Below are 23,889 nucleotides of genomic sequence, written 5' to 3'. Positions count from 1 at the left end.
CTTTAATTGACGCCATGAGCGACACAGCACAGTTGGCCTCCGACGCCGGCAGTCGCGATCCGGCCGTCGGCCTGCGGGCCGTACGGGCGCTTCGGACGCTCGTCGAGCGACTGGAGGCTCTCCAGGTGGACAACGCACGCGAACAGGGCTGGTCATGGCAGGAGATCGCGGTCCTGCTCGGCGTGACACGGCAGGCGGTGCACAAGAAGTACGCGGGCGGCCGCGGATTGCTGAGACGGGAGAAGTAGGAATGTTCGAACGGTTTCACCAGGACGCTCGCCAGACGGTCGTACGTGCCCAGGAAGAGGCACGCCTGCTCGCCCACGACTACATCGGGACCGAGCATCTCCTGCTCAGCCTGACCCGGGCGCCCGAGGCGACCGCCGGGCGGGTCCTGCTGCGGTACGGCCTCGACCACGACCGGGTGAGCACGCAGCTTGGGCGGCTGCTCGCCGCGCGACCGGCGGACGACCTCGACGCCGGGGCACTGGAGACGATCGGCATCGACCTCAGCGCCGTCAAGGAGAAGGTCGAGGCCGTGTTCGGACCGGGAGCCCTCGACCGCGACCCCCACGCCCGGCGCGGCCGTCCATGGCGCCTGGGAGGCCACATCCCCTTCACCGGGCGGGCGAAGAAGGTGCTGGAACTCTCCCTGCGCGAGTCCCTGCGCCTCGGGCACAAGTACATCGGCGACGGCCACATCCTCCTCGGCCTGCTGAGGGAGGGTGAGGGCCTGGCCGCCCGCATCATCGCCGACGCGGGCGTCCACTTCGACACTCTCCGGGAGGAGATCCGCGTCGAACTCGGCTGAACTCCCACCGGCCACCACCGAGAACCCGGGGGACGGCGGTCTGGGAGGGAGCCGGCCCAGATCACGCGACGTACGGCGGCGCCGACTCCGTCGCCCCCGGCAGGTCTGCAGGTGATCTGGGCAGTCGTCGCCCTTGGTAGGTGGTCTGGAGGTGTCGCGGGAAGGTCACCGCGGGGAGCCGGGGCTTTTGGTTTCGGCTCGGGCGCTTTCATCGGACCCAAGTATCGGTGTCCCGATGTTCTGCTTCAGATGCTCTGGTTTTCGCCGGTGCCGTCACGGCTCAGAGGGGGTGAAACCGGTTCGCTACGAGGCTTGTTATATTTGTTTTCCAGGAGATTTTCAGCGGGGCTTTGAATTCGGGATCGTTTCAGTCCCAAGTGGTGCCGGCGGTGCGGGAGCGACCGTCCCAGGTGGTGCCGACGGTGCGCGAGAAGGAGTCCCAGGTGGTGCCGGCGGTGCGCGAGAAGGAGTCCCAGGTGGTGCCGGCGGTGCGGGCGGTGGTGTTCATTTCCGTCTCTTTTCTGGAGGGCTTTTCATTTCGTCCTTGCACAATCAACTGTGCGGCACCGCGAGCCCTCGAACCAGAGAAATGGACGGCAGCAAGCTGCCCGCCCGTGACCGCTTCCTGCCACCCCCGGGCGCATCTTGCCGCCGTCCCGCATCACCGCAGGTCACAGCGGTGGTTCACTCCACCGTCAGGACGACTTTCCCCCTGCCGTGGCCCGTCTCGATCTCCCTGTGGGCGTCCGCCGCGCGCTCCAGCGGGTAGGTGCGGCGGACCAGGAACCGGAAGCGGCCGTCGGCGTACAGGGCGGCGTACCTGGCGAGCCGTTCGGCGGTGCGCTCGCCTTGCGTGGTCTTGATGCCGAGTTCCGCCGCCCGGCCGTGCTCGACGAGGGTCAGGATCCTGGCTCGGTCCTTGACCAGCTCGAACGACACCTCCAGCGCCTCGCCGCCGGCGACGTCCAGCGCGGCGTCGATCCCGCCGGGGGCCAGTTCCCGTACGCGGCCGGCGAGCCCCTCGCCGTACGCGACCGGGATCGCGCCGAGCGAGCGGAGGTACTCGTGGTTCTCCTCGCGCCCGGTCCCGATCACGGTCGCGCCGCGCATCCGGGCGATCTGGACGGCGGCGGTGCCGACGGCGCCGGAGGCCCCGTGGACGAGCAGCGTCTCGCCCTCCCGCACTTCGAGCCCGTCGAGCGCCAGCTCCGCCGTCTGCACGCCGGCCGTGAGCCCGCCCGCGACCTCCCAGGGCACGTTCGGTGGCTTCGGCGCGACCTGGGCGGCGCCGACCACGATGTACTCGGCGTAGGCGTTCAGCGTCGAGAAGCCCAGCACCTCGGCGCCGGGGGCCACGCCGGTGACGCCTTCGCCCACCTGGTCCACGACTCCGGCGAACTCGTTCCCGGGGATCCTCGGCAGGCCGCCGGTCACCCCGGGCGGCACCCAGCCGGCCCTCACGGCGGTGTCGAACGGCTGGACGCCCGCCGCCCGGACGCGGACGCGCACCTGGCCGGGGCCCACCTCCGGGACGTCCATGTCCGTCAATGTCAGCACTTCGGGCCCACCAGGGGACGCGAAAGCGGCGGCCTTCATCATGATCGGCTCCTCTCGTCCCCCTAACCCTGCAACCTCAACCATGGTTGAGGTCAACTTCGATCAACGGCTCAGCAGGGCCGCGGTGACGTCGATGCGGTTGGTCCACACGCCACCGGTGTAACCGTCGGGGATGCGGCGAGGGAAGCGGGCGTGTCGAAGCCCTCGGAGAACTCCCCCGAGCCCGCGACGAGGATGACCCGAGTGCCGTGGTCGCGCATCCGGGCGACGAACCTGTGCGGCCACCCCCACAGCCAGGGGGCGTACTTCTCCGGAATGTGCAGCTCACGGTGGTCGCAGGCGGCGGGGACCAGACCCGTCCACCCTTCGGCGAGATAGCGGATCAGGCAGTCCTTCAGAATGGCCGCTTCCCCAGGATGTTGCTGACGTGCGTCTTCACCGTGCGTTCCGCCAGCCCCAGGGCACGGGCGATCTCCTGGTTGGCCATGCCGCGGGCGACCAGGGCGAGGATCTCGCTCGCTCTCCTGGTCAGCGCCTCGATCCGGGACGACCGCGGCGCACCGCCGGCGGACGGAGCCTCCCGCGGCCAAAGGATCTCGGTGACCGACGAGCTCAACGCCGTCACCCCGCTGTGGGCCCCCAGGACCGCCGCCGCGAGCTCCGCGCCGCCGGCGTCCTTCAGGACGAACCCGTCCGCTCCGGCGGCCAGCGCGCGGTGGACGTCCGCCGCCCGGCCGACCGTGGTCAGCATCAGCACCCGGGTGCCGAGCCGCGGATGCCGCGCCCTGAGCGACCGCAGCGTCTCGACGCCGTCCGCGCCGGGGAGGTACAGGTCGAGCAGGATGACGTCGGCGGGCTCCTCCAGCCGGTCGGCGAAGTCGAGGAGCGCGGGACCGTCCGGCAGCTGCGCGATCACCTCGATCTCGGGACGCGCTCCTAGGATGAGCGCGAGGCCCTCCCGTACCAACGCCTGGTCGTCGACGACGATGAGCCGGATCACCCGCCCGATGGTATGCCGGGGCGGCCGGGTGACGACGAGGAGCTGGGCGAACGTGCCGGTCAACCCCCTGGACGAACGCGAGCGGCCGGACGCGAGGATCCTGACCGCCCTGCGCTCCGCTCTCAGCGTGAAGGCCGGATGGCAGCAGGCCGTCGATCTCGGACTGGTGGCCCTGCTCGTCGCGCTGTTCGCCGCCGGAGGGACGTCGGTCTCCCCTGTGCTCGCCGCCGGGCAGATCGTCCCGCTCGCCTGGCGGCGGCGCGCCCCGGCGGCGGTGCTCGCCGTGGTCGGCCTGTGCACCGTGGCGCACATGCTGTCGGGCATGTCGCGGACCGTGGGGTACACACCGGCGGTCCTGGCGATCTATTCCGCGGCCATGAGCGGCGCGAAGGCGGTGCGCTGGGGACTGTGCGGGGTCACCGTCGCGGCGGTGTCCGCGGCGAGCGTGCCCGGCCGCGGGACGGTCGAGAGCCTGGTCGCGGCCGTGGTGGTGTTCACCCTCGCCTGGCTGGCCGGGGTCGAGCGCGGGCGCCACCTGCGGGAACGTACGGCCATGGCGGCGGAGGCGGCCCGGCTCCGGCTGGAACGGCGTATCGCCGGCGAGGCGGCCAAGGCGGCCGAGGGGCGCGAGCTGCTGGCGCGCCGGCTGCACGACACGCTCGCCCACACGCTGACGGTCATGCTGGTCCAGGTCGAGGCCGTCCGGTCGACGGCAAGGCTGGGCCCCGCGGACGGCGAACGACTGGACAGGGTGCTGGGCGCGGGACGTGACGCGCTCACCGAGGTGCGCAGGGCCATCGCCGACCTGGACGCCGCCGGCAGCGCGGCGTCGGCGGACGAACTCGCGCGGCGGCTCGGCGAACTGCGGGCCGCCGGGTTGCACATGCGGGCCGACCTCGCCGGCACCCTCGCCCGGGACCTCGCCGTCCTCCCGGGCCCGGTCCTGCAGGTGGCGAACCGGCTGGTCGGAGAGGCCGCCACCAACGCGCTGCGGCACAACGGCCCCGGCACGAAGCTGCGGGTTCAGGTGGAGGAAGGCCCCGGCGTTCTCACCGTCAGGGTGGCCGGCGGCCTGAGATCGGGACCGGCGGGTGAGCCGGGGTACGGGCTGCGCAGCCTCGCCCGGGACGTGCGGGCGTGCGGCGGCGAACTGCTCCACGGAGCGGAGGAAGACGGGGAGTGGGTCGTCACGGCGACATTCCCCAGGATTCTCGAAATCGTCGCGGCGGACGCGGAGGGCGGTGGGCCGGCTCAAGCGGCCGGCGGCTTTTCCTCGCTTTGAGAACGGGCCGCGGGTTTGCAGGTATTCGGTGGGGCGGAGCTTAGCGGGATACGATCGCGCTTTTCTTTTTCAGTCCCAGGTGGTGCCGGCGGCGCGGGAGCGACCGTCCCAGGTGGTGCCGGCGGTGCGCGAGAAGGAGTCCCAGGTGGTGCCGGCGGTGCGGGCGGTGGTGTTCATTTCCGTCTCTTTTCTGGAGGGCTTTTCATTTCGTCCTTGCACAATCAACTGTGCGGCACCGCGAGCCCTCGAACCAGAGAAATGGACGGCAGCAAGCTGCCCGCCGCTGACCACTTGCTGCCACGTTCGTCCGCGCCCTGCCGGAACGTGGCGTCGCCGCAGGTCAGGGGCTGTCGTCGTGCACGCCGTGACGTGCGATGAGGTCGGGCGCGGCGGCGGCGATGCGCTGCCGCATGGGACGCCGGCGCAGGGCGTCGAGCGCCTCGTCGACCAGGCGGCTCAACGGGAACGACAGCTCGGCCTCGAACTCGGCCGCCGCCGCCGCGGTGGCCTCGAATTCGGCGTCGAGCACCGGCAGCAGCGCCTCGGCCTTCGGCGTGAGCCGCACGATCCGCCGGCGGGCGTCCTCGTCGCCGGGAGTGAGCACGACCAGCCCCTGCTTGACCATCTGGGCCACCGTCTGGCTGGCCGCCGAGTGGGTCACCCCGATCGCGCCGGCCACCTCGCGGATGGAACAGGGACCGGACGCCGCCAGAACGCGGACGACCGGCGTGAACCGCGGGCGGAACCCCTCGAGCCCGAGGTCGGCGTAGACGGCCGCGACGTCACCGTCCAGAAGCTCGAGCAGGTGGCGCAGGCGGGTGCCGAGAAGATCTGGTCCAGACGCGGGGCGAGACATGCGCATAATCTAACAGCACTGTTACATCCGATCGGAAGGGGCCCTGCGCATGACCGGGCTGTACCCGCCCATCGAGCCGTACGACCACGGGATGCTGGACGTCGGCGACGGGAACCACGTCTACTGGGAGACCTGCGGCAACCCCGACGGCAAGCCCGCCCTGGTCGTGCACGGCGGCCCCGGCTCCGGCCGCGGCACAGGGGCCCGCCGGTTCTTCGACCCGGACCGCTACCGGATCGTCCTGTTCGACCAGCGCGGATGCGGGCGCAGCACCCCGCACGCGAGCGACCCGGCCACGGACATGAGCACCAACACCACCGCCCACCTGATGGCCGACATGGAGTTGCTCCGCGAGCACCTAGGCATCGACCGCTGGCTGCTCTGCGGAGGCTCGTGGGGGTCCACGCTGATCCTCGCCTACGCCGAACGGCATCCAGAGCGGGTGTCGGAGATCGTCGTCAACGGCGTCACCACCACGCGCCGCTCCGAGATCGACTGGCTTTACCGGGGGGTCGGACGGTACTTCCCCGAGCAGTGGGAGCGGTTCCGGGAAGGCGTCCCGGAGCCCGACCGCGACGGCGATCTCGTCGCCGCCTACGCGGGTCTGATGGAGGACCCCGATCCGGCGGTACGGGAGAAGGCGGCCATCGACTGGTGTACCTGGGAGGACGCCGTGATCTCACTGGAGCCGAACGGGAAGCCGAACGCCTACAGCGACCGGCCGCCGGCGGCGCTGCTGGCGTTCGTCCGGATCTGCGCGCACTACTTCGCCCACGGCGCCTGGCTGGAGGAAGGCGTTCTCCTGCGCGACGCGGGACGCCTGGCGGGGATCCCCGGCGTGCTCGTGCACGGCCGGCTCGACCTCAGCAGTCCTCTGGACACCGCCTGGCACCTGTCCCGTGCCTGGGAGGACGCCGAACTCGTCGTCGTGGACGACTCCGGCCACACGGGCAGCGACGCGATGCGCGGGGAGGTGCGCCGCGCGCTGGATCGCTTCGCGGGGCGGTGATCGAGAGGGGGGATGGCGAACGCCTCGGCGCGAGCCTGATATTTCTGAATTTCAGCCGCTTCGCCGTTCTCCGTGTATCCGGAGGGCCGGGAGGGTTCTACCGTGTCGCCGCCGGGGAGTCGTTTCACTTCGACCCGGCCGGGCGAGATTCTTCTGATTCCGCTGGAACTCGATTACGGGGTTTTCTTTTCAGTCCCAGGTGGTGCCGGCGGCGCGGGAGTGACCGTCCCAGGTGGTGCCCGCGGTGCGCGAGAAGGAGTCCCAGGTGGTGCCGGCGGTGCGGGCGGTGGCGTTCATTTCCGTCTCTTTTCTGGAGGGCTTTTCATTTCGTCCTTGCACAATCAACTGTGCGGCACCGCGAGCCCTCGAACCAGAGAAATGGACGGCAGCAAGCTGCCCACCGCTGACCACTTGCTGCCATCCCGCCCGTCGGCGCCGCTCAGGGCAGCAACAGGACACGCCCGCGCTGCGACCGCTCCTCCAGCAACCGGTGCGCGGCGGCCGCCTCGGTGAGCGGGAGCCGCGCATGGACGGCGGTGCGCACCCGACCGGCCGCGAAGAACTCGGCGACCTCGGTCATCTCCCGGCGCGCCTGTTCCGGCCGGGCCGCCCGCCAGGCGAGCAGGGAGAACCCGACGAGGGAATTGAGCCTCAGCACGCTGGTGACGGGCACGGCGCTGAGCTCCCCGCCCGCCGCCCCGTACACCACGACCCGCCCGAACGGGGCGAGGAGGCCGAAGGCGCGCAGCAGGGTGGGGCCGCCCACGGAGTCGACCACGACGTCCACGCCCTCCGGCGCCGCCTCGCGCACCTGGTCGGGCCAGTCGTCGTCGGTGTAGTCGACGGCGACGTCGGCGCCGAGGTCCCGGACGAAGTCGAGCTTGGCCGGCGACCCGGCCGTGGCGATGACCCGCCCGGCGCCGAGGATCTTGGCGAACTGCACGGCCAGGTGCCCGATCCCCCCGGCCGCCGCGTCGACCAGCACCGTCTCCCCCGCCGCGAGCCCGCCGGTGCGCAGCACCCGCAACGCCACGGGACCGCCCATGGGCAGCATGCTGGCATCACCGTCGTCGAGCCCTTCGGGCACCTCGGCCAGCCAGTCGGCGTCCGCCACCACGTAGTCGGCGAAGGCGTCCTCGGAGATCAGCGCCGCGACGCGCCGTCCCACCAGCCCGGCGTCGGTGCCGGGCCCGGCCGCCTCGACGGTGCCCACGACGTCGCCGGTGAGGGACCCGGGCAGGGGACGCTGGTAGGGGGTGCCGTTCCCCGGACCGCGGCGGAACATCGTGTCGACGAAGTTCGCCCCGATGACCTCGACGCGGATGAGCACCTGGCCCTCGCCGGGGACGGGGACGTCCGCCTCCTCCAGGGTGAGAACATCGGGGGTGCCGTACTGGTAGTACCTGATGCGGCGCATGACGCAGCTCCCGTTCCGAGATTAAGTGGACCAACGGTCAAGTTAGACCGTACTGGACCGATGGTCCAGATGTCCATCAGAAGGAGGACCCCGATGACCGGCGGCCGTCCCGAACGCGCCGACGCCGCGCGCAACCGGCGGGCCATCCTGCTCGCGACCGAGGACCTGCTCACCCGTCACCGGCCGGACCAGATCTCGATGGAACAGGTCGCCGCCGCGGCGGGCGTCGGCAAGGGGACGGTGTTCCACCGCTTCGGCAACCGCATGGGCCTGATGGTCGCGGTGATGCAGGAGCGCGCGTTCGCCCTGAACGAGGCCGTACGGAACGGGCCGCCGCCCCTCGGCCCCGGCGCGCCGCCCCGCGAGCGGCTGCTGGCGTTCATCGACGCCGTCATGGACGTCATCGGGCGCAACAAGGGCCTGCTGGCCGCGCTCGGCCAGGCCGTGACCAGCACTTCCCCGCAGGAGGACGCCGGAGAGGACGACCACCCGGTCTACGGACTCTGGCACGGCCACGTCAGCGGCCTGATCGCCGAGATACGCCCCGATCTGGACTCCGAGGTCCTGGCGCACCTCATGCTCGCCGGCCTGCACAGCCGGCCGATCCTGCGCCTGCTGGAGCGCGGGGAGACCGAACGCCTGGCCGGCTCGCTGCGTGCCGTCGCCACCGCCCTGCTCGACTCCCCGCCCGCGTCGTGAACGCGTTCCCGCGAAAGGACGTGCGCGGGCGTCGCGAGGGCGTGCGGGGAGGAACCCGGATGCTCCGGGAGATGCGGGTGGTGGCGGGGGCGATCCGCGGCGGCCGGCCGGAGGCCTGAGATTCTCAACCGATTGCGTTAACGGAATCGGGAGGGGACGGGTAATTCGTCCGGTCGCGGAGAGGGAATCATTTGCCCGACGGGGCAGGGGTTCGACTTCGGTAGTGGCGGGATTCGGCTTCTGGAGCGGCGGGGAAGTCTATTCGAATAAGGCCTGCTTTCACACCTCACTTCGGTTCGGCTGCTTTTCTCGTTTCAGTCCCAGGTGGTGCCGGCGGCGCGGGAGTGACCGTCCCAGGTGGTGCCCGCGGTGCGCGAGAAGGAGTCCCAGGTGGTGCCGGCGGTGCGGGCGGTGGCGTTCATTTCCGTCTCTTTTCTGGAGGGCTTTTCATTTCGTCCTTGCACAATCAACTGTGCGGCACCGCGAGCCCTCGAACCAGAGAAATGAACGGCAGCAAGCTGCCCACCGCTGACCACTTGCTGCCATCCCCGGAGGAGCACACTTCGGCGGACGTGAAAGACCAGGTAAGAGCCTTGATCAGGCGGGCCGGCCGGCCTCCAGGACCCTCCGCGCGAGGGCGTCCCGGTTGCCCGCCTCGGCTTCCAGGGCCTCGCGCTCGGCGACGACGCGACGGTCGTAGTCCGCGCGGGCCGCGGCGATCTGGTTCTGGTGATCCTCCGTCCACGTCACCAGCGCCTGGATGGTGTGGTGCAGCGTCACCCCCATCGGCGTGAGGGCGTAGTCGACGCGGGGCGGCACGGTCGGATGCACCGTACGGCTCACCAGGCCGTCCCGCTCCAGGTGACGGAGGGTCTGGGTGAGCATGCGCTGGCTGACGCCGTCGATCCGGCGGCGCAGCTCGGTGAAGCGCAGGGTGCGCCGGTCCAGCAGGGCGATCACCAGCAGGGACCACTTGTCGGCGATGCGGTCGAGGATCTGCCGCACCTCGCAGTCCTCACGGGTGTCCCACTGGAAAGCGTCGTAGTCGCCCCCGGTATCGCAGCAGTAACCGGGTGACTTTGAAGTGCCGTCTTCCATGGGCATCGATGCTGCCTCACGATGCTGACGGTTACAAGAAGGAACCGGCAGGCATTTCGGGAACCGATGCCGGTCCTGCGCTTTTCCGAGAGGAGTCGGCTCATGTCCACAGCGAGCGCCCGTATGGATCGGCGCGCCCTGGGCCTGTTGTACGTGTTGTGCGGAGCGATCTTCCTGGAGGGGATCGACGTGGCGATGCTGAACGTGGCGTTGCCGTCGATCCGGGCCGACCTGGGCCTCTCCACCGGGACGCTGAGCGGCGTGGTGAGCGCGTACGTGCTCGGCTACGGCGGATTCATGCTGCTGGGCGGGCGCGCGGCGGACCTGCTGGGGGCCCGGCGCATGTTCCTGCTGTGGCTGGGGATCTTCCTGCTCTTCTCCGGTCTCGGCGGATTCGCCACTGAGGGCTGGATGCTGCTGGTCGCCAGGTTCGTCACCGGAGTCGCCGCGGCCTTCATGGCGCCGGCCGGCCTGGCCCTGGTCACCGGCGCCTTCCCCGAAGGCCCGCAGCGCACCAAGGCGCTCGGCGTCTACGCCGGGACGGCGGCGGGCGGCTTCTCGCTCGGCCTGGTCGCCGGCGGGCTGCTGGCCTCGCTGGGGTGGAGGTGGGTGTTCTTCGCCCCGGTCATCCTGTCGGCCCTGATCCTGGTGGCCGCCACCGTCCTCATCAAGGGCTCACGCGCCCCCGAGCGTCCGGCGGGCCGTTTCGACCTGGCCGGTACGGTGACCCTCACCGGCGCCATGCTGCTCCTGGTCTACGGGGTGGTCCGCCTGGAGCACCTGGACGGCGACCTCCTCGTCACCTTCGGCGCGTTCGCCGGAGGGCTGGCGCTGCTGGCCGCCTTCATCGTGATCGAACGACGGGTGCGCGACCCTCTGGTACGGCTGGGCATCCTGCGCTCCGGGCCCCTCGTGCGGGCGAACCTGGGCGCGCTGCTGTTCGTCGGCTCCTTCGCCGGCTTCCAGTTCCTCGTCACCCTGTACCTGCAGGAACTGCGCGGCTGGAGCACCCTGCAGACCGGTCTGGCGATGCTGCTGATCGGCATCGACACCGTCCTCGCGCCGACCCTCACCCCACGGCTGGTGAACCGTTTCGGCAACGTCCGGGTGCTGTTCGGCGGGCTCCTGTCCGCGGCCCTGGCCTACGCGCTGTTCCTGCCCGTCGGCCTGGACTGGACGTACGCCGTGATGCTCCCCTCGATGCTGCTGCTGGGCCTCGCCTTCTCCCTGGCCTACGGCCCGCTCACCATGGCGGCGACCGACGGCGTCGACGAGGCCGAGCACGGCCTGGCCGGCGGTCTGCTCTACACGGCGATGCAGTTCGGCACCGCGCTCGGCCTGTCGGCGGTGACGGCGGTCAACGTGGCCGCGCTGGCCGGCGACTCCCCCGCCGACGGGCTGTCCGCCATCCGGTCCGCCCTGGTCGTCCCGCTCGCCGCCACGATCCTCGGCGCGGTCGTCACCGCCTGGGGGTTGCGCACCCGTGGCACGGCCCAGCCCGTGCCCTCTGTCCCCGACCAGTCCCTCGCCTGAGAGAGAACCATGTCCGTACACGTCAGCGAATTCACCGCCGTCCAGGACCAGTTCGACGCCTACATCGGCGACATCGTCTACGCCACCATGACCACCGTCGACAAGCGGGGACGGCCGCGCGCCCGGGTGCTGATCCCGGTGTGGGAGATCGTCGAGGGCCGTCCCCTGGGCTGGCTCGCCACCTACAGGACCCCGGTCAAGGCGGCGCACCTGGCCGGCAATCCGCACACGACGTTCTCGTACTGGAGCCCCCGGCAGAACGCGGTCAGCGTCGACACCGTCGCCGAATGGGTCGACGACCTCGAGGTCAGGCGGCACGTCTGGGATCTCTACCGCAGGACCAGCCCGAAGGGGGCCGGATACGATCTCGGCCGCTTCTGGCCCGGTGGCCCCACCGACCCCGAACTGCACGTGCTGCGCCTGACGCCGTGGCGCGTCCAGGTCATCAGGGGCACGGACCTGCACAGCAAGATCTGGAAGTCCCCCGACGCCGCCTAGTGGCGCCGCAGACCCGCCTGCTCGTCGAGGTGGGCGGTGATGGCGCCGGTGAACAGGGCCGGGTTCTCGAACGGCAGGCCGTGGCCGCCGGGGAGGACGACGTGGGCGGCGTGCGGGATCAGGCGGGCCAGCTCCTGCTGGTGGTGCGGCGGGACGACGCGGTCGTCCGCGCTGGTGAGGAGCAAGGTGGGGGTGGTGACCCGCCCGGCCAGGGTGGTGATGTCGGCGGTCATGTCGGCCCGGGTCTGGCGCAGGAACCCGTCCTCGGCGCCGGCCAGCATCGCGCTGAATCCCGCCGCCGCCTCGGCGAAGTCGCCGGCCGACCGGGAGCGCAGGGTGTCCTCGCCCATGGCGGTGACCTGCAGCAGGCGCGCGAGGAGTTCCCGGTCGACGCTCACCAGCCGCGTCCACAGGTCGAACTGGAACTCCATCCACGGATCCGCCTTCGCCCAGCCGGCGTGGGCCGCCAGGGACAGGACCCGCTCGGGACTCGTCCCGGCCACGGCGGTGGCGACCAGTGCTCCCAGGGAGTGGCCGACAAGGTGGAAGCGGTCGAGGCCGGCGTGGGTGGCCGCGCCGAGCACCTGGGCGACCAGGTCCTCCACGTGGATGGGCCCGGGCGGGGCCACGGTGGCGCCGGAGCCGGTCAGGTCGGGGGCGACCACGGTGAAACGGTCGGCGACGGCCTCGATGAGGGGCCCCCAGTTCGTCTCGCCGGTCGCTCCGGTGCCGTGCACGAGGACCAGGCCCGGTCCGGTGCCGGTGAGCAGATAGTTGACGGTGCTGGTGCCGGCGGTGACGGGTACGTCGACGGTGGGCATGGGTGATGGGTCTCCTTCGGGTTTCTTCTCAGGCGGTGAGGGGCTGCTCGGCACGGGCCGCGGCCGGTCGCCGTACGGTCAGCAGGCGGGCGACGACCAGGGCGCCCAGCAGGGACAGCGCCGCCAGCAGCCACAGGGCGAGGTGAAGGGCGTCGGTGTAGGCGGCGGTCGCGACGTCCACGGCGTGCGGCGCCTGCCCTCCGAGCAGCACGGATGCTTCCCGCATGTCCCCTTGCACCAGGGCGGAGGTCGCGGCCGGGGCGGCGTCCGGGCCGTACCGGCCGGCGAGGCGCGCCTGGGTCACCGCCGACAGCAGCGCGCCCAGCAGCGCGATGGCGACCACCTCGCCGGTGATGCGGAAGGTGTTGAACAGGCCCGCGGCCATCCCGGCCTGCCCGGACGGGACGGCGGAGATCGCGGCGCCGTCCATGACGGCCAGCGAGATCCCGAAGCCCGTGCCGATCAGCAGCAGCGGTACGGCGCGCGAGGCGGCCCCGGCGCCACCGGGCACCAGTGCCAGCAGGGCCGTACCGGCGGCGACCAGCAGCAGGGTCGTCACGAGCGTGCCGCGCTGCGACAGCCGCGTGGCGAGGGCGCCGATGATCGGCGGCATCACCAGGGCGGGGCCGGTGAGCAGCATCAACGTCAGCCCGGCCTGCCCGGCGGTGTAGCCGGAGGTGGCCATGAGGTACGGCGGCAGCACGATGGTCAGGGCGACGAACCCGAAGGCCAGCAGGACCGGCATCGAGGAGATCGCCATGAAGCGCGCCTGCCTAAGCAGCGAAAGGTCCACCAGCGGGTGGGGGTGACGCCGTTCGATCACACCGAACGCGGCCAGCAGCACGGCGCAGGCCGCGAACCCGCCGAGCACCGCCGGGTGGGTCCAGCCGAGCGGCGGTCCTTCGACCACTCCCAGGGTGAACCCGGTCAGGGCCAGGGTGAAGGTCACCGCGCCGCCCCAGTCCATCGCGCCGCCGGACGGTCGCCGCGATTCGGCGAGCAGCGGTGAGGCCAGCAGGCTCGGCAGCAGCGCGACGGCGGCCAGGCCGAAGAAGGCCCGCCAGCCGAGCGAGGTGACCAGCAGTCCCGCCGTCACCGGCCCGAACGCCAGGCCCAGCCCGAGCGTCGTGCCGAACACCGCGAACGCCCTGTCGCGCGCCGCGCCGGCCGGGAACGCCTGCGCGAGCAACGCACTGCCGCCGGTCGCCGCCGCCGCGGCGCCGACGCCGGCCAGCGCGCGAGCCGCGACGAGGACGGTGACGGCGGAGGCCAGCGCGGCGAGCAGCATGGCCGCGCCGAACAGGGCCAGGCCGCCGGCGAACACCCGCCGTCGTCCGACGCGGTCGGCGAGCGACCCGGTGCTCGCCATGAACGCCGCGAAGGTCAGGAAGAAGGCGTTCACCGTCCACTGCGCGGCCGCCAGCCCGGTGTGCAGGGTCGCCCCGATGGCGGGGAGGGCCTCGGCGGTGCCCGTGGCGGTGACCGGGACGACGAGCATGGCCGCGCTGACCACCCACAGAGTGGTGGAACCTTTCGAGCCCATAAGAGGATTCATCTCCTGATGACCATCAATGCTTTGATGCAAGGCAAAGCCTGTACCGATCGAGCGCGTCACGTCAAGCCGGGACTGGTAGTGTTCGAGGCAGCATCAGAGTTCTGACGGTCGTCCGTGCGGGAGGTGCGCGTGGGAGCCGACGAGCGGATCCAGGAGGCGGTCGCCTGGCGCCCCGGCATGAGCATCAAACGGGCCGAGCAGGCGCTGATCGCCAAGAAGTCGCAGGTCCTACGGCCATTCGAGCTGACCGTGCCGCAGTACGCCGCGATGTACGCCCTCTCCCTCGCACCGGGGATCTCCGGCGCCAAGCTGGCCCGCTACTGCGCCGTCACGCCGCAGAGCATGACGACGGTGCTGAAGACGCTGGAGTCACGCGGCCTGATCGAGCGCACCCCCTCACCCGACCACGCCCAGGTGCTGGTCACCCGCCTCACCCCCACCGGGCATGACCTGCTGAGCAAGGCCGACGCCGAGGCGGTCGCCGTCGAACGACGCCTGGTGCGGGCGTTCACGCCGGAGGAGGTCGAGCTGCTTCACACCCTCCTCGACCGCGCCATCACCGTGCTCACCGACCCCTCGGCCGAGTGAGCGCCCGCTGGAGAGATCAGCCCTCGGCCGCCGCGGCGAGCCTCTTGAACTCGTCCCAGCGCACACGCGGGCGCGGCAAACCGCGCCGGCGCAGGTAACTTCTGGTGGCCCGGCGGGCATCGCGCAGCGTACGGACGACGTCGCCCGGGCCGCCCGATCCGGCCGGTTCGACGACCTTGCCCGGGACGAGCACCCAGCGGCCGCCCTCGGGGCGGAGCTCGCCGCGGACCAGCGCGTTGCGCATGTTCGCCAGGCGGTCATCGTGGCGGTGCACCAGCAGGGCGGCCGGACCGGCGGCGACCTCGCAGTCCGGCGGCACGTCCACCGCGAAGCCACCCCCCGTCGGCTCCGGCCGTGTCCGTAGCAGCACCGGAGCCCCCGACGGATCCCGCGCGCCGAGCACCGCGCTCGGGAACCGCGCGAGAAGCGCGGCGCCGGGCAGGTCGTCCCCGGCGACACTCCCGCCTTCTCCCTCGGCCGGCGCCAGCGGCGGTCTCACGATCACCTGTGCCGGGGTCACCGTGATGAGCAGCCGCATGTAGTACCAGTCCATGAGCCAGCGGGCGGGCGGGGCGACGTACTTCCGGCTGTCCGGCTGCCGCTCGAACAGCATGGTCCAGTAGTCCTCCAGGCCCGCGGCGCTCGTGACGATCTCCTCCGGGCAGACCGCGGTGCCACCGATGAACACCTGCGGCGCGCCGTCCAGACCGCTGCCCGTCGGATCGGAGAAGAGCAGCGCCACCCGCCCGTCCCGTCGGACGTTGAGAGCCTTCTGCGCGAACGCCAGTGACGTGGTCACCAGCAGGGTGCCGTCGGCCCGCCGCCGCACGGCGGTGGGCCAGGGCAACGGCCCGCCGTCACGACCGAGAGTGGCGAACTCACACGTCCGGTACGCGTCGATCGTGGCCGCGAGCTCCGGGTCCAGGACTGTCACACCCGGCGACAGTAGTCGATGTCGGCTCCCCGTAGGGCATGTCGATAAATGTCAGGCTGAAGTCGCACCCGAGTTAGGCTCGCGCCGGCAGGGACAGTCGCCTCGTGCAGGCGAGCCGGCCGGCCGCCTTGAGGTCGTCGAAGATCAACTGATCCACCGGCGAGACCTTGTCACGATCGGCGTAGGCGAGCCAGACCACCTCTTCGATCTCGCTGCTGGCCGTGAGCGTGCCGTCGTATCGGCGTCGCTCCCGCCCGCCTCCCGCTTGCCACCGGGAATGTAGTAGGCGTCCTTGCCCCGGGATCGGGTGCTGAGGATCCTGCCGCCCTCCAGCCGCACCCACGCGACCTTGTCGATCACCACAGACAACGCTCTTGCCTCCGACTCCCGAAGCATCCGACCGTTCGGGACTTTACCGGTGAACAGGACGACGAGAGAGCACCGGAGCTCGACGAGCCACACGCCACCGAACGGTCGACACGCCTACACCTACCGGATCACCCGGTACGCCAGGTGGGTGACGAGGCTGGTGCCCGAGGGGGTGCCGAGGGGTTCCAAGGTGATGTCTCCGACGTTGTCGAGCAGCCGCTCGCCTCTGCCGAGGATCACGGGCGCGACGTGCAGGCGCAGCTCGTCGATGAGCCCTGCCGCAAGGTACTGGTTCACCGTCTCGGCACCCCCGGCGACGGCGACGTCACGGTCGCCGGCGGCCTCGCGCGCCTCGGCCATCGCCGCCTCGATCCCGTCGGTGACGAAGGTGAACGTCGTGCCGCCCTTCATCGTCAACTGCTCGCGTGCATGGTGGGTGAGGACGAAGACCGGCCCGTGGTACGGCGGCTCGTCGCCCCACCACCCGTTCCAGTCCAGGTCCCAGGCGCCGCGGCCGGGACCGAACATGTTGCGGCCCATGATGAAGGCCCCGGCCGCGGTGATGCCCTCGATCACCTCGGCATGCTGCTCGGGCTCATCGAACATCCACCGGTGCAGGCGATCGCCCACACCCTCGCCGAACGGCTTCTCCAGACTCTGGTGCGGTCCCGCCACGAAGCCGTCGAGGGACATCGCCATGTCACACGTGACCTTGCTCATCTGACTACCTCCTGCGTCTCCGGCGCTGCCTTCAGAAGGAGGTCGGAGCCGTCCACCCGTTCTCTACATGCCGGCCGGAAACTTCTTCAGGACGCGGCCCCTCCCGATCGTCAGAGTGGTGTCGGCGCTTCAGAGACCGGCGGTGACGCGGCTGCTGCCGGCGTCCCTGGCGGGAAGGTACCAGCACGCCCACACTGTCTTGCCCGGCCCCTCGGCGGGGCGCGTCACGCCGTTCTCGTGGGCGAGAGCGGCGACGATGTTCAGACCGCGCCCGTGGACGGCTTCGAGGGCGAGGTTGAGCGGGCGGGGCTGCTCAGGGCCATGGTCGGTGACCCTGACGCACAGCTTGTCGCCCCCGCACCACAACGACAGCCGGATCGGCGGCTCCCCGTACGTGACCGCGTTCGCCAGCAACTCCCCGACGACGAGCACCACGTCGTCGGCCAGCCGGCTCAGACGCCAGTTGCCGAGGACGTCGCCGACCAGCCGACGGGCCTTCCCGATCATCGCCAGATCGTCGGGCAGGTCCCAGCTGACAGCTCGCGGAGAATGCAGGTCTGCATATCGCTTTCCTGCTCCGGACGCCAAGAAGGAGGGCCACGATGCCTACCGCCCACAGCCCGAGCGTGCGTGGACGTCAATTGATCAATGAGCTGAAACGACTGAGGGAGGGCGCCCAACTGACCCAAGCCGAGGTCGCCGAGCACCTTGACTGGCATCCGACCAAGGTCTTCCGCATCGAGACCGGGCGTACCACCCCACACCCCAACGACGTTCGCGCCCTGCTCGATCTGTTCGGGGTAACCGACCAAGGAGAACGCGACGGTCTTCTGCAACTTACTCGGAACGCACGCAAACGCGGATGGTGGTATGCCTATCGCGACATTCTCCCTAGCCAGTACCAGGTGTATATCGGGCTTGAGTCGGAGGCCACCTCGATCCGCAGCTTCGAGCTCGCAGCCGTCAACGGTCTCCTGCAGACGGAGGACTACGCACGCGCCTTGATGGCCAGCGGACCGCAAGAACTCGATACCGAGGAGATCGAACGCCGTGTCGAAGTCCGGATGACCCGGCAGAAGATCCTTGGAAAGTCGGATCGGCCGCAGCTGTGGGTGATCCTCGACGAAGCGGTGCTACGACGACCTGTCGGCGGACCTGATGTCCTGCGCGCCCAGCTGAGCTGCTTACTTGAGGCATCCGAGCAGGCGAAGACGACCATCCAGGTGATCCCCTTCAAGGTGGGCGGTCATCCTGGCATGATCGGCCCCTTCACCTTGCTGAATTTCCCCGAGCCGAGCGACCTGGACATCGTCTACATGGAGACGATCGCTGGAAACCTCTATGTAGAGGAGTCGGACGAGGTCGGCCATTATGCAACGGCATTTGACCACCTGCGAGCCGAGGCCCTTAGTGTCCGGGAAACGCGGGATATGCTCAATGCGGTGATGCATGAGCTCGAATGACAAGCACGAGGAGGCTCGGATTGCCTGAGCAAGGCTTACCTGCCGCCGTCTGGCGTAAGAGCACGCGCAGTCAGCAAAATGGCGCGTGTGTCGAGGCCGCCTTCTTGAGCACAGCGGTCGCTGTCCGTGACTCCAAGGACCCCCACGGCCCCCAATTGATCCTGACCAAGGACCAATGGCGTGCCTTCGTCCAAGAACTGAAGCAGGGCAGCTTTCGAGCCGACTCCGGCCGTTGACCGGCCCAGCGAGGAACCAGTTCCTTGTAGGGGATCGAACAGGGCCAGATCGGGGAGCGCGAGGGGATTGCCCCTCGCCTGGGGGTCGAAGGGGGCGTGAGCCCCCTGGGAAACACAGCCCCGAGCGGAGCGAGGGACCTTACGGTGTGAGGCGCATTTCCAGTAGCTGCCCCGGCCAGTCGCCGACCTTGAAGGGGTCCGTTCGGGTGAAGCCCTGGGATTCGTAGTACTTGACCAGGCGGCCGTCGTCGCCGGCGTAGCAGTCGACCCGCAGCAGCGGCAGGCCCTGTTCGACCGCTTCCTCCCTGGCCCGGCGCAGGAGCGCGGAGCCCACTCCCCTCCCGGCGAAGGCCTGGTCGATCACGAGCACCCGGACGTACAACTCGGGCTCGGCGGCCGGGGGCACGTACGGCATGGCCGATCCGACCACCAGGCACCCGGCAGGACGGCCGTCTACCTCGGCGATTCGCATCCCACCGGACGAGGCCTGGTCGGTGACCAGCTCGATCCGCTCGGGGAGCTGCGAGAAGGGCACGCTCCCCCACTGCCCTGTACGCCCCTGCCCGACCAGCCACGCCACGGCACTGTCGAACATCTTCAGTACGGCCGGCACATCCCGGACATCACCAATACGGATCTTCACGCCATGGATCCTATTTCGGTGCATGCGAAGGGATCGAAGGACTCGGGCCATATACCACCCGGCCCACAAGGAGCCGGGTGGTATATGGCTTACAACTAGCAGGAGGGGGCGCGAGCCCTTTGGGAAGAACAGTCCCGGACGAATACGGCGAGAGCCGCACCCCAAGGGGTACGGCTCTCGCCAGGGCCGGGAGTGTTACTTCGCGGCCTTCAGGTAGTCGCGGTTCATGCGGGCGATCACGTCCAGGGAGATGCCCTTGGGGCAGACCGCGGTGCACTCGCCGGTGTTGGTGCAGCCGCCGAAGCCCTCGGCGTCCATCTGCTCGACCATGGCCACCGCGCGGCCGTCCCGCTCGGGCTGTCCCTGCGGGAGGAGGCCCAGGTGGGTGATCTTGGCGGCGGTGAACAGCGACGCCGACCCGTTCGGGCAGGCCGCGACGCAGGCGCCGCAGCCGATGCAGGTGGCGGCGTCGAACGCGTCGTCGGCGTCCTCCTTCTTCACCGGGACGCTGTGGGCGTCCGGCGCCGAGCCCGCGGGCACGGAGATGAAGCCGCCGGCCTGGATGATGCGGTCGAAGGCGCTGCGGTCGACGACCAGGTCCTTGACCACGGGGAACGGCGCGGCCCGCCACGGCTCGATGGTGATCGTGGCGCCGTCCTCGAAGTGCCGCATGTGCAGCTGGCAGGTCGTGGTGGCGCGCTGCTCGCCGTGCGCCACGCCGTTGATGACCATGCCGCACATGCCGCAGATGCCCTCGCGGCAGTCGTGGTCGAAGGCGACCGGGTCGTCGCCCTCCAGGATGAGCCGCTCGTTCAGGACGTCGAGCATCTCGAGGAAGGACATGTCGGGCGAGACGTCCTTGACCTCGTACGTCACCATCCGCCCGCTGTCGGAAGGCCCGTTCTGCCGCCAGACCTTCAGGGTGAGGTTCACTTGTAGCTCCGCTGGGTCATCTTGACGTACTCGTACTCGAGCTCTTCCTTGTGCAGCACCGGCGTGCCGTCGGGGTTGTGCTCCCAGGCGGCGACGTAGGCGAAGTTGTCGTCGTCGCGCAGCGCCTCGCCGTCCTCGGTCTGCGACTCGGCCCGGAAGTGGCCGCCGCACGACTCGGTGCGGTGCAGCGCGTCCAGGCACATCAGCTCGGCCAGGTCGAAGAAGTCGGCGACGCGGCCGGCCCGCTCCAGGGCCTGGTTGAGGCCCTCCTCGTCACCGGGGACCTTGACGTTGTTCCAGAACTCCTCGCGGAGTTCGGGGATGCGCTCCAGGGCCTTGCGCAGGCCCTCCTCGGTGCGCTCCATGCCGCAGTAGTCCCACATGAGCTTGCCCAGCTCACGGTGGTAGGAGTCGGCGGTGCGGGTGCCGTTGACCGACAGCAGGCGGCCGATCTTGCCGGTGACCTGCCCGATCGCCTCGTCGACGTCCGCCTGGTCGACCTCGCCGAACGGCCCGGCGGCCAGGTAGTCGCCGACCGTGGTCGGCAGCACGAAGTACCCGTCGGCCAGGCCCTGCATCAGCGCGGACGCGCCGAGGCGGTTGGCGCCGTGGTCGGAGAAGTTGGCCTCGCCGATCACGAACAGGCCGGGGATGGTCGACTGCAGGTCGTAGTCGACCCACAACCCGCCCATCGTGTAGTGGACGGCCGGGTAGATGCGCATCGGCCGGGTGTAGGGGTCCTCGCCGGTGATGCGCTCGTACATCTCGAAGAGGTTGCCGTACTTCTTCTCGACGGCCTCCTTGCCGAGCCGCGCGATGGCGTCGGCGAAGTCGAGGTAGACGCCGAGCCCGCCGGGGCCGACGCCGCGTCCCTCGTCGCAGACGTTCTTGGCGGCGCGGGAGGCGATGTCACGCGGCACCAGGTTGCCGAACGCCGGGTAGATCCGCTCGAGGTAGTAGTCGCGCTCGTCCTCGGGGATGTCGCCGGGCGCGCGGTCGTCGCCCTTCTTCAGCGGCACCCACACGCGGCCGTCGTTGCGCAGCGACTCCGACATCAGGGTCAGCTTCGACTGGTAGTCGCCGCTGACGGGGATGCAGGTCGGGTGGATCTGCGTGTAGCACGGGTTGCCGAAGTACGCCCCGCGCTTGTGCGCCCGCCAGATGGCCGTGGTGTTGCAGCCCTTGGCGTTGGTCGACAGGAAGAACACGTTGCCGTACCCGCCGGTCGCCAGGACGACGGCGTCGGCGAGGTGCGTCTCGATCTCGCCGCTCACCAGGTCGCGGACGATGACGCCGCGCGCCCGCCCGTCGCTGACGACCAGGTCGAGCATCTCGTGGCGGGTGTGCATCTCGACGGTGCCGGCCGCGATCTGCCGCTCCAGGGCCTGGTAGGCGCCGAGCAGGAGCTGCTGGCCCGTCTGGCCACGGGCGTAGAAGGTACGCGAGACCTGCGCGCCGCCGAAGGAGCGGGTGTCGAGCAGGCCGCCGTACTCACGGGCGAAGGGGACGCCCTGGGCGACCGCCTGGTCGATGATGTTCACGCTGACCTGGGCGAGCCGGTAGACGTTCGACTCGCGGGCGCGGAAGTCGCCGCCCTTGACGGTGTCGTAGAACAGCCGGTAGATCGAGTCGCCGTCGCCGCGGTAGTTCTTGGCCGCGTTGATGCCGCCCTGGGCGGCGATGGAGTGCGCGCGCCGGGGCGAGTCCTGGTAGCAGAACGACTTGACCTTGTAGCCGAGCTCGCCGAGGGTGGCGGCGGCGGAGCCTCCGGCGAGGCCGGTGCCGACGACGATGACGGTGAGCTTGCGCTTGTTTGCCGGATTGACCAGCTTGGCGGAGAAACGGCGCTTGTCCCAGCGGTCCTCGATGGGGCCCTCGGGCGCCTTGGTGTCGCGGATCGGGTCGCCGACGGTGTAGTTCACTTGATTGCTCCGATCATGATCGCGACGGGAGCGGCCAGGAAGCCGATGACGAGCACGACGGAGAAGACCGCCGCGGCGGCCTGCAGGGTGTGCCGCCGGCGCCCGTTGGTGAGGCCGAGGGTCTGGAACGCGCTCCACAGCCCGTGGCGCAGGTGGAGGCCGATCATGGCCATGGCGAGGACGTAGAACGCGGTCACCCACCAGCGCGACGGCTGGAAGCCCGCCACCATGCGGTCGAACGCCGTGGCGTCGTAGCCCTTGGGGTTGACCGCCCCGAAGGTCATGTCGAGCAGGTGCCAGATGACGAAGAGGAAGATCGTGATGCCGCCGTACCGCATGATGTGGGTGGCGTAGCCGCCGGCCTGCGACTTGCGCTTGGCGGCGTACTTCACCGGCCGCGCCTGGGCGGCCCGGCGGGCGAGCGACACCGCGGACCAGATGTGCAGCACCACCGCGGCGAACAACACGATCTCGGTGATGGTGAGCACGGTGCGGCGGGGCACCGCGGGCTCGCCGACGGTGCGCAGCCACTCGGCGTAGTCGTTGAAGGAGTCGCCGCCGAGGAAGATCTTCAGGTTGCCCAGCATGTGAAGGATCAGGAAGATCACCAGCGCTGCGCCGGTGACCGCCATGACGGCCTTCTTGCCGTTGGACGACCGGAACAGGCTCGGGAACCCCTGCCGTCTGCCGCGCGTTGGCGTCTTGGTGGGCACGGCTCGCGGCGTCACCACCGCGGTGGCCCTGCCACGGTCAATCGTCGATGTCACAGCTTTCGACGTTAGGTAAGGGTGACGTAAGCGTCCAAGTCATGATGGGCGTCGTTCCCATAGCCAGAGGCTATGCCCCATGGCTCGGCGCGGACTCGCGGCTTTCGCGAGGGCCACGGTGCGAGCAATCTCACACACCCGACCCCACGAGGGGCTGTTTCCGGCGGCCCCGTACCCTTTGAGACGTGCAGCTACAGCAACTCGCTTCCTTCGTGGCTGTGGCGGAGACCTCACACTTCACGCACGCGGCGGAACGGATGCGGCTCGCCCAGCCGTCGCTCAGCAAGCAGATCAAGGCTCTGGAGACGGAGCTGGGCGCGCCGCTGTTCAGCCGGGCGCGCGGCAACGTCACGCTGACCCCGGCCGGGGAGGCGCTGCTCCCCCTGGCGCGCCGGATGCTGGCGGACGCCGACACGGCCCGCCGCGAGGTGGCCGAGCTCGCGGGCCTGCGCCGCGGCAGGGTTCGGCTCGGCGCGACCCCTTCCCTGTGCGCCGGCCTGATGGCCGAGGCGCTGGCGCGCTACCACCGCGACTATCCCGGCATCGACCTGCTGGTCGAGGAGGGCGGCTCCCGCGACCTGGTGCGCGACCTCGCGCGGGGCCAGCTCGACCTGGCGCTGATCATCCTGCCCCTGCAGAGCAACGATCCGTCCCTCGTGACCGAGGAGATCCTCAAGGAGAACCTCGTGGTCGCCTGCCCGGCGCAGACCCGGGGCCGCAAGCCGTACGTGCGCATCGCCGACCTGCGCGGGCGGTCGCTGGTGATGTTCCGCCGGGGGTACGACCTGCGCGAGGCGACGTTGAGCGCCTGCCGGCAGGCGGGCTTCGAGCCGCGCTTCGCGGTGGAGGGCGGGGAGATGGACGCGGTGCTCCGCTTCGTGGAGGTGGGGCTGGGGGTGGCGGTGGTGCCGTCGATGGTGCTCGATGGACGGCCGGGGCTGGCGGGCATCCCGCTGGCCCCGCCCGGGCTGCGGCGCACCATCGCGCTCGCCCACCGCAAGGACGTCGAGCCCATCCGGGCGGCTCAGGCGTTCCGCGCTACGCTGCTCTCGTATCTGACCGAGGCCGAGGAGGAGGGATCGCTGCCGCAGGGCGTCGAACTGGTGCGTCTGCCCGCCACGTGACCAGCCGTTCCATCCCCAGCAAGCGCCTCTTTGACATGCTTCACACCTATAAGG

26 protein-coding genes are annotated in these 23,889 nt (G+C 70.3%); 11 read left to right on the top strand and 15 right to left on the bottom strand.

Features of this window, described 5'->3' with window-relative positions:
* The first annotated feature begins 14 nt into the window (after positions 1-14).
* Positions 15-248 (top strand): RNA polymerase subunit sigma-70, encoded by a 234-nt coding sequence (locus tag KIK05_RS21765; protein WP_214412622.1) that lies wholly within the window; start codon positions 15-17, stop codon positions 246-248.
* Between the two features lie 2 nt (positions 249-250).
* On the top strand, positions 251-811 hold the full coding sequence (locus KIK05_RS48220) for a Clp protease N-terminal domain-containing protein (protein ID WP_284681385.1): 561 nt from the start codon (positions 251-253) through the stop codon (positions 809-811).
* 367 nt (positions 812-1,178) lie between these two features.
* Here KIK05_RS48220 and KIK05_RS21755 read toward each other — a convergent pair whose 3' ends face one another.
* The 3 genes from KIK05_RS21755 to KIK05_RS21745 form a co-directional block, all read right to left on the bottom strand.
* Positions 1,179-1,319: a hypothetical protein gene (locus KIK05_RS21755; protein ID WP_214412621.1), complete on the bottom strand. Its 141-nt coding sequence runs from the start codon at positions 1,317-1,319 to the stop codon at positions 1,179-1,181.
* A gap of 176 nt (positions 1,320-1,495) precedes the next feature.
* A complete protein-coding gene (locus KIK05_RS21750) occupies positions 1,496-2,350 on the bottom strand; it encodes an NADP-dependent oxidoreductase (RefSeq protein ID WP_443729127.1) in 855 nt (284 codons plus the stop codon).
* Between the two features lie 412 nt (positions 2,351-2,762).
* Positions 2,763-3,368, bottom strand: a complete 606-nt coding sequence (locus KIK05_RS21745) for a response regulator (protein WP_214412620.1) — start codon at positions 3,366-3,368, stop codon at positions 2,763-2,765.
* A gap of 52 nt (positions 3,369-3,420) precedes the next feature.
* Here KIK05_RS21745 and KIK05_RS48950 point away from each other — a divergent pair, with 52 nt between their 5' ends.
* Entirely contained in the window at positions 3,421-4,650 is a 1,230-nt protein-coding gene (locus tag KIK05_RS48950; RefSeq protein ID WP_214412619.1) for a sensor histidine kinase, read from the top strand.
* Between the two features lie 340 nt (positions 4,651-4,990).
* On the opposite strand, the gene KIK05_RS21735 is transcribed toward KIK05_RS48950, so the two are convergent.
* Complete coding sequence (locus tag KIK05_RS21735) at positions 4,991-5,506, bottom strand: MarR family winged helix-turn-helix transcriptional regulator (RefSeq protein ID WP_214412618.1); 516 nt, start codon at positions 5,504-5,506, stop codon at positions 4,991-4,993.
* Positions 5,507-5,555: 49 nt separating this feature from the next.
* On the opposite strand from KIK05_RS21735, the gene pip reads away from it, so the two are divergent.
* Positions 5,556-6,515: a prolyl aminopeptidase gene (pip, locus tag KIK05_RS21730; RefSeq protein ID WP_214412617.1), complete on the top strand. Its 960-nt coding sequence runs from the start codon at positions 5,556-5,558 to the stop codon at positions 6,513-6,515.
* A 439-nt stretch (positions 6,516-6,954) separates the two neighbouring features.
* On the opposite strand, the gene KIK05_RS21725 is transcribed toward pip, so the two are convergent.
* On the bottom strand, positions 6,955-7,932 hold the full coding sequence (locus tag KIK05_RS21725; protein ID WP_214412616.1) for a quinone oxidoreductase family protein: 978 nt from the start codon (positions 7,930-7,932) through the stop codon (positions 6,955-6,957).
* A 93-nt stretch (positions 7,933-8,025) separates the two neighbouring features.
* On the opposite strand from KIK05_RS21725, the gene KIK05_RS21720 reads away from it, so the two are divergent.
* On the top strand, positions 8,026-8,631 hold the full coding sequence (locus KIK05_RS21720; RefSeq protein ID WP_214412615.1) for a TetR/AcrR family transcriptional regulator: 606 nt from the start codon (positions 8,026-8,028) through the stop codon (positions 8,629-8,631).
* A gap of 597 nt (positions 8,632-9,228) precedes the next feature.
* Here the strand turns inward: KIK05_RS21720 and KIK05_RS21715 are convergent.
* Complete coding sequence (locus KIK05_RS21715; protein WP_214412614.1) at positions 9,229-9,729, bottom strand: winged helix-turn-helix transcriptional regulator; 501 nt, start codon at positions 9,727-9,729, stop codon at positions 9,229-9,231.
* A 102-nt stretch (positions 9,730-9,831) separates the two neighbouring features.
* On the opposite strand from KIK05_RS21715, the gene KIK05_RS21710 reads away from it, so the two are divergent.
* Together KIK05_RS21710 and KIK05_RS21705 are read left to right on the top strand one after the other, a co-directional pair.
* Complete coding sequence (locus KIK05_RS21710; protein ID WP_250563204.1) at positions 9,832-11,262, top strand: MFS transporter; 1,431 nt, start codon at positions 9,832-9,834, stop codon at positions 11,260-11,262.
* A gap of 9 nt (positions 11,263-11,271) precedes the next feature.
* Positions 11,272-11,760 carry a pyridoxamine 5'-phosphate oxidase family protein gene (locus KIK05_RS21705; RefSeq protein ID WP_214412613.1) on the top strand — a complete coding sequence of 163 codons (489 nt, stop codon included), beginning with the start codon at positions 11,272-11,274 and terminating at the stop codon, positions 11,758-11,760.
* Here the strand turns inward: KIK05_RS21705 and KIK05_RS21700 are convergent.
* Together KIK05_RS21700 and KIK05_RS21695 are read right to left on the bottom strand one after the other, a co-directional pair.
* Positions 11,757-12,581: an alpha/beta fold hydrolase gene (locus tag KIK05_RS21700; RefSeq protein WP_214412612.1), complete on the bottom strand. Its 825-nt coding sequence runs from the start codon at positions 12,579-12,581 to the stop codon at positions 11,757-11,759. The two genes, KIK05_RS21705 and KIK05_RS21700, sit on opposite strands and share 4 nt — an antisense overlap.
* Positions 12,582-12,609: 28 nt before the next feature.
* Entirely contained in the window at positions 12,610-14,124 is a 1,515-nt protein-coding gene (locus KIK05_RS21695; protein ID WP_214412611.1) for an MFS transporter, read from the bottom strand.
* Between the two features lie 141 nt (positions 14,125-14,265).
* On the opposite strand from KIK05_RS21695, the gene KIK05_RS21690 reads away from it, so the two are divergent.
* On the top strand, positions 14,266-14,724 hold the full coding sequence (locus KIK05_RS21690; protein WP_308250052.1) for a MarR family winged helix-turn-helix transcriptional regulator: 459 nt from the start codon (positions 14,266-14,268) through the stop codon (positions 14,722-14,724).
* 16 nt (positions 14,725-14,740) lie between these two features.
* Here the strand turns inward: KIK05_RS21690 and KIK05_RS21685 are convergent, their stop codons facing one another.
* From KIK05_RS21685 to KIK05_RS21675, 3 genes are all read right to left on the bottom strand, one after another.
* Positions 14,741-15,658 (bottom strand): pyridoxamine 5'-phosphate oxidase family protein, encoded by a 918-nt coding sequence (locus KIK05_RS21685; protein ID WP_214412610.1) that lies wholly within the window; start codon positions 15,656-15,658, stop codon positions 14,741-14,743.
* A gap of 489 nt (positions 15,659-16,147) precedes the next feature.
* Positions 16,148-16,747 (bottom strand): dihydrofolate reductase family protein, encoded by a 600-nt coding sequence (locus KIK05_RS21680; RefSeq protein WP_214412609.1) that lies wholly within the window; start codon positions 16,745-16,747, stop codon positions 16,148-16,150.
* 129 nt (positions 16,748-16,876) lie between these two features.
* The gene (locus KIK05_RS21675; protein WP_372455604.1) at positions 16,877-17,335 is read right to left on the bottom strand and encodes an ATP-binding protein; all 459 of its coding nucleotides are present in this window, start codon (positions 17,333-17,335) and stop codon (positions 16,877-16,879) included.
* A 14-nt stretch (positions 17,336-17,349) separates the two neighbouring features.
* On the opposite strand from KIK05_RS21675, the gene KIK05_RS21670 reads away from it, so the two are divergent.
* The gene (locus KIK05_RS21670; RefSeq protein ID WP_214412607.1) at positions 17,350-18,210 is read left to right on the top strand and encodes a helix-turn-helix domain-containing protein; all 861 of its coding nucleotides are present in this window, start codon (positions 17,350-17,352) and stop codon (positions 18,208-18,210) included.
* Positions 18,207-18,446 carry a DUF397 domain-containing protein gene (locus KIK05_RS21665; protein ID WP_214412606.1) on the top strand — a complete coding sequence of 80 codons (240 nt, stop codon included), beginning with the start codon at positions 18,207-18,209 and terminating at the stop codon, positions 18,444-18,446. The genes KIK05_RS21670 and KIK05_RS21665 overlap by 4 nt, the downstream gene beginning before the upstream one ends.
* 139 nt (positions 18,447-18,585) lie before the next feature.
* Here KIK05_RS21665 and KIK05_RS21660 read toward each other — a convergent pair whose 3' ends face one another.
* From KIK05_RS21660 to KIK05_RS21645, 4 genes are all read right to left on the bottom strand, one after another.
* Complete coding sequence (locus KIK05_RS21660; protein ID WP_214412605.1) at positions 18,586-19,089, bottom strand: GNAT family N-acetyltransferase; 504 nt, start codon at positions 19,087-19,089, stop codon at positions 18,586-18,588.
* Between the two features lie 195 nt (positions 19,090-19,284).
* Positions 19,285-20,022 carry a succinate dehydrogenase/fumarate reductase iron-sulfur subunit gene (locus KIK05_RS21655; RefSeq protein ID WP_214412604.1) on the bottom strand — a complete coding sequence of 246 codons (738 nt, stop codon included), beginning with the start codon at positions 20,020-20,022 and terminating at the stop codon, positions 19,285-19,287.
* On the bottom strand, positions 20,019-21,944 hold the full coding sequence (locus KIK05_RS21650) for a fumarate reductase/succinate dehydrogenase flavoprotein subunit (protein ID WP_214412603.1): 1,926 nt from the start codon (positions 21,942-21,944) through the stop codon (positions 20,019-20,021). Before KIK05_RS21650 ends, KIK05_RS21655 begins: the two co-directional genes overlap by 4 nt.
* The gene (locus KIK05_RS21645; protein ID WP_214412602.1) at positions 21,941-22,711 is read right to left on the bottom strand and encodes a succinate dehydrogenase cytochrome b subunit; all 771 of its coding nucleotides are present in this window, start codon (positions 22,709-22,711) and stop codon (positions 21,941-21,943) included. Before KIK05_RS21645 ends, KIK05_RS21650 begins: the two co-directional genes overlap by 4 nt.
* Positions 22,712-22,896: 185 nt before the next feature.
* Here KIK05_RS21645 and KIK05_RS21640 point away from each other — a divergent pair, with 185 nt between their 5' ends.
* Positions 22,897-23,835, top strand: coding sequence for a LysR family transcriptional regulator (locus tag KIK05_RS21640; RefSeq protein ID WP_214412601.1), 939 nt, complete (start codon positions 22,897-22,899; stop codon positions 23,833-23,835).
* The last annotated feature ends 54 nt before the right edge of the window (positions 23,836-23,889 follow it).

It is taken from the genome of Sphaerisporangium fuscum (assembly GCF_018531465.1).
In the GTDB taxonomy this organism is placed as follows: Bacteria; Actinomycetota; Actinomycetes; order Streptosporangiales; family Streptosporangiaceae; genus Sphaerisporangium; species Sphaerisporangium fuscum.
Note: the sequence above shows the minus strand (reverse complement) of the source record. Positions and strands in the feature narration are given on the sequence as shown.

Coding starts and splice junctions, on each gene's coding strand:
- KIK05_RS21765 (WP_214412622.1), top strand. CDS start 15: ATGAGCGACACAGCACAGTTGGCCTCCGACGCCGGCAGTCGCGATCCG.
- KIK05_RS48220 (WP_284681385.1), top strand. CDS start 251: ATGTTCGAACGGTTTCACCAGGACGCTCGCCAGACGGTCGTACGTGCC.
- KIK05_RS21755 (WP_214412621.1), bottom strand. CDS start 1,319: ATGAACACCACCGCCCGCACCGCCGGCACCACCTGGGACTCCTTCTCG.
- KIK05_RS21750 (WP_443729127.1), bottom strand. CDS start 2,350: ATGGACGTCCCGGAGGTGGGCCCCGGCCAGGTGCGCGTCCGCGTCCGG.
- KIK05_RS21735 (WP_214412618.1), bottom strand. CDS start 5,506: ATGTCTCGCCCCGCGTCTGGACCAGATCTTCTCGGCACCCGCCTGCGC.
- pip (WP_214412617.1), top strand. CDS start 5,556: ATGACCGGGCTGTACCCGCCCATCGAGCCGTACGACCACGGGATGCTG.
- KIK05_RS21725 (WP_214412616.1), bottom strand. CDS start 7,932: ATGCGCCGCATCAGGTACTACCAGTACGGCACCCCCGATGTTCTCACC.
- KIK05_RS21720 (WP_214412615.1), top strand. CDS start 8,026: ATGACCGGCGGCCGTCCCGAACGCGCCGACGCCGCGCGCAACCGGCGG.
- KIK05_RS21715 (WP_214412614.1), bottom strand. CDS start 9,729: ATGGAAGACGGCACTTCAAAGTCACCCGGTTACTGCTGCGATACCGGG.
- KIK05_RS21710 (WP_250563204.1), top strand. CDS start 9,832: ATGTCCACAGCGAGCGCCCGTATGGATCGGCGCGCCCTGGGCCTGTTG.
- KIK05_RS21705 (WP_214412613.1), top strand. CDS start 11,272: ATGTCCGTACACGTCAGCGAATTCACCGCCGTCCAGGACCAGTTCGAC.
- KIK05_RS21700 (WP_214412612.1), bottom strand. CDS start 12,581: ATGCCCACCGTCGACGTACCCGTCACCGCCGGCACCAGCACCGTCAAC.
- KIK05_RS21695 (WP_214412611.1), bottom strand. CDS start 14,124: ATGGGCTCGAAAGGTTCCACCACTCTGTGGGTGGTCAGCGCGGCCATG.
- KIK05_RS21680 (WP_214412609.1), bottom strand. CDS start 16,747: ATGAGCAAGGTCACGTGTGACATGGCGATGTCCCTCGACGGCTTCGTG.
- KIK05_RS21670 (WP_214412607.1), top strand. CDS start 17,350: ATGCCTACCGCCCACAGCCCGAGCGTGCGTGGACGTCAATTGATCAAT.
- KIK05_RS21665 (WP_214412606.1), top strand. CDS start 18,207: ATGACAAGCACGAGGAGGCTCGGATTGCCTGAGCAAGGCTTACCTGCC.